The sequence below is a fragment of the Streptomyces sp. NPDC060232 genome, assembly GCF_042726555.1.
Lineage (GTDB): Bacteria > Actinomycetota > Actinomycetes > Streptomycetales > Streptomycetaceae > Streptomyces.
In genome coordinates this window covers 1-3,272 of record NZ_JBHXAG010000052.1, presented here as the reverse complement: position 1 = coordinate 3,272, position 3,272 = coordinate 1, and the positions used below count along the sequence as shown (strand labels likewise).

The following is a 3,272-nucleotide window of genomic DNA, read 5'->3' as shown; positions in this document are numbered from 1 at the left end:
CGACTCTATCAGACTCTTTCGGGCCCGATTTCCTCGGCCGCTTTCCAGGTTCTCGCTTTCGCGTTTCCCTTTCCGGCGGTTCCGACTCTATCAGAAGTTTTCCACCGGATTTCCCCGGCTTCGATTCCCGAATGAAGAGTCGAGTGTCCCCACTCGAAGTCCTTCCTTGTGGGGGCTGCTGCCGAGCGCTTCTGCTCCAGGCAACTGCTCAACTCTACAACCGTGCCGGGGAGGAGTCAAAACGCGGCTGGCAGCCACCGTGGCCGCGGAGTACAGGACCGTCACCGACGGCCACCGACCAACGGAGCCCGTGACCGGTCGTGGCGCCGCCAGGAGGGGCATCGCTCGCTAGTGCTGTGACCGCGAGCCTTTGCCGGATTGCTCGTTGTGCTGGTGACGACTTAGGCGGCACGGGCAGGCGGCGTGGCAGCACCGGTGGGGGTTCGTGGACTGTCTGAGCAGGAGGGTCGAAGGCTGCAGCAGATCGTGCGGCGGGGCAGTAACCGTTCGGTGCGGTTCCGCCGAGCGATGCTGCTGGCCTCGGCCGGCGGCACCACGGTCCCGCATGCCGGGACCCTCGCTGGGCGGGAGGCCGTCCCCGGCTGCTCACCCGTGACGATGAGGACTTCGTCGTGGCGACGGCCACCACCCGCCCCGCCAGACTCGGCAAGCCCTTCACCCGCTGGTCGATCCGCAAGCTCGCAGATCACCTGCGACGCAACATTGCCCGGCCCGTCCGGATCGGCCGGGAGGCCCTGCGCGGCCTACTGACCCGCCGCGGGGATCTCCTACTAACGCACGAAGACCTGGAAGGAGTCCCCGGATCCGGACTTCGACTCCCGACTCGCACGGATCGAGTACGCGATCAACGAGCGGCCCGACCGCACCCTCGCCTTCGATGAGTTCGGACCGCTCGGGATCCGTCCCACCGCAGGATCGTGCTGGGCCGACCAGGGCCGCCCCGACCGGGCTGGCGGATGAGGAGGTGGGCGGTGAAGAACAAGGTCGAGCTGTGCTTCACCCCGACATACGCCTCCTGGGCCAACCCCATCGAGGCCTACTTCGGGCCGCTGCGGCGGTCCCACCACGAAGGCAGCGCCATCCCAGTCAGTCCATTCGGCCAACCCCTGAGAAAGATCCACACAGCGATCTTGCCAGGACACCATCAACCCGGTGAACGTCCCCGGTCACAGCCCTAGCAGTCCCGTACCCGGGCGTCGCTACTCGTCTCGGCCCTCGCCGCCGCCATAGTGCAGGAACAAGATCCGTCTCGCCCGCCCGCTGACCCGGTTCGGTCTCTGGCCCTCCTGCCAGATACCTCAGAGCCCTACGACGTCACGTCTTCGGCTACGAGTCCGAGGTTTCCCCAGCGGTTCCAAAGCGTGTGGTGCCAGTCATCGGCATCGGGGCCGGGCTGGGTGACCTGTGGCACCGGTCCTGGACTGGTCTCGATCAGGTGCACCAGCGACCAGGAGACGCCGTAGCAGTCGTCCGGGCCGAAGCAGGCACCCAGAGCCTCCGCCTCCTCGACCGTGTGACGGGTTTGGCGATGGCCTCCAGCTGCTCGCATCGCCGGTCGATCTCCTCTTCGTCGGCGTCCCAGTCGGGGAGGGTGCCGTCGGCGACAAACGTCTGAACTTCAGGTCTCATCTGTGAATGATCGACTGCGGTGGGCGGGCTCAGCCAGGCGCGTTGCCGGAAGTCGGGCGGCAGCCGTGCCTCTCACCGGGGACGGTGTCGGGAAGACGGGCAGTTCCACGAATCGTTCGCCGTGCCGGGTGATGCCGGCCTTCCGGCCGGACGCCCGGCTGATGGGGGAGGCGCCGGCTTAGGCCTTCAACGAGCGGGCCCGGTGAGCCGCCGTCGGTCATCTCCGCTCTAGCGAGCACCCGGGCGCCGGGCCATCATCCCGGCACTCGTCCACGCGAGTGGGATCTCCTTGGTGTACAGCGGGTGGCGTCGGACGTGGCATGCCTCGCCCTGGTCGCTGTCGCCGCGGCCTGCGGCGGGCTCCCTCGACTCCCCGACTCGTACTGCCCTCACCCGACGGTTCCGCCATCGCCGCAGCGGCGGCCGGCTCGGCGGTAGCCGAGCCGCGGGGGGCCTGCGCAAGGCCTCCGCCGTCTGCCGATGGCTCGCCGCGCTCGGCTACTGCCGAGCTCCCCGCCATGGTGATCGCCGCGGGTGAGCGCTGGCCGGACGGCAGCCTGCTTCCGGCCCTCGGACCTGGTGGGCGCGGGAGCGATCAGCGCCGCACTACAAGCACGGGGCGCCGGCCCCCTGTCCCCCGAGGCGGTTGCCGCGCACACCTGCTTCACGTCCACGGCCGACGTCGCCGCTGCCGTGGCCGCCTGCACGTCCGGTGTGGAGCTGACTCGGAGCGGTTTCGCCGACAGATGTCGCCATCGCGAGCGGGCTGCTGTCGGCACGGCCGTCCCCGGCCTCGTCCCCGTGGACGGAGCCTTCCAGCCGCCCGGGGTCAGAGGTTGACGCGCTTGAGGTAGACCCGGCTGCGGTGAGGGACCGTCTGGTACCAGACCATGAGGTGTTCGTCCTCGTACGTACGCAGCCGCATCGGATGAGGGTCTTCGTAGAGGCTGCCGTCCTTCGGGTCGATGGCCATCGCGGCGAGGTCGACCAGGCCGTCCATGACGGCACCGACCAGCTCCTGCTGTGCCGCGGGCATGCCGCCGAGGACCCACAGTCGGCTGGGGTCGCACTCCCAAGCCCAGCCGCTGTCGTTCTCCACGCCTTCGCCCCGTGGGGTCACTGACCGATCTCGCGCTGGGCCTCGGCGAGGATGCGGCTGCTCGTCTCCATGGCGGCGCGGAACTCTTCCTCCGTGGCGTCCGGGTCGCCTGCCATGCGTTCCGCCTCGTGCAGTGCCGCCGAGCGGGCGGGCCAGCGGTGGATCGCCACGTGCGTGGCCCACTTGATCAGGAAGAAGCGCAGGGGGTTGATGGCGCCCGTCTCCGCGGCACGGTCGAAGGCCTCGTTGCATTCCTTGTCGAGCACGGCCAGGTTGGCCATGTCGATCCGGCGCACGGCGTCCCGCAGGGCTTCCCGCGTCATCGCCGGCTGGGGGATGAGGGGCCCGCCGTCTTCCAACTGCTGTGCTGTCATCGTGTCCTCCAGGGGAACGCCGGGCCAGGATACCCAGCCGGGCCCGAGAAGCCACCCGTGAACGCAGAAAAGCCCCGCACCGGACCCTGAACGGGCTGGTGCGGGGCTTTCCCACAATGATTGTTCGGCGGCGTCCTACTCTCCCACAG

Annotated in this window: 3 protein-coding genes and 1 pseudogene; 1 reads left to right on the top strand and 3 read right to left on the bottom strand. The window is 69.0% G+C overall.

Going from position 1 to position 3,272, the window contains the following annotated elements:
* Nucleotides 1-423: 423 nt before the first annotated feature.
* Nucleotides 424-1,079, top strand: a pseudogene (locus ACFWFZ_RS34365) (hypothetical protein); the annotation flags it as partial.
* A 248-nt stretch (nt 1,080-1,327) separates the two neighbouring features.
* On the opposite strand, the gene ACFWFZ_RS34360 reads toward ACFWFZ_RS34365, so the two are convergent.
* The 3 genes from ACFWFZ_RS34360 to ACFWFZ_RS34350 all read right to left on the bottom strand — a co-directional run bounded on the left by ACFWFZ_RS34360 (nt 1,328) and on the right by ACFWFZ_RS34350 (nt 3,123).
* The gene (locus tag ACFWFZ_RS34360; RefSeq protein WP_387127948.1) at nt 1,328-1,570 is read right to left on the bottom strand and encodes a hypothetical protein; all 243 of its coding nucleotides are present in this window, start codon (nt 1,568-1,570) and stop codon (nt 1,328-1,330) included.
* 909 nt (nt 1,571-2,479) lie between these two features.
* A complete protein-coding gene (locus tag ACFWFZ_RS34355; RefSeq protein ID WP_387127946.1) occupies nt 2,480-2,749 on the bottom strand; it encodes a hypothetical protein in 270 nt (89 codons plus the stop codon).
* Nucleotides 2,750-2,766: 17 nt separating this feature from the next.
* Nucleotides 2,767-3,123: a hypothetical protein gene (locus ACFWFZ_RS34350; protein ID WP_387127944.1), complete on the bottom strand. Its 357-nt coding sequence runs from the start codon at nt 3,121-3,123 to the stop codon at nt 2,767-2,769.
* Nucleotides 3,124-3,272: the final 149 nt, after the last annotated feature.

Coding starts and splice junctions, on each gene's coding strand:
- ACFWFZ_RS34350 (WP_387127944.1), bottom strand. CDS start 3,123: ATGACAGCACAGCAGTTGGAAGACGGCGGGCCCCTCATCCCCCAGCCG.
- ACFWFZ_RS34360 (WP_387127948.1), bottom strand. CDS start 1,570: ATGCGAGCAGCTGGAGGCCATCGCCAAACCCGTCACACGGTCGAGGAG.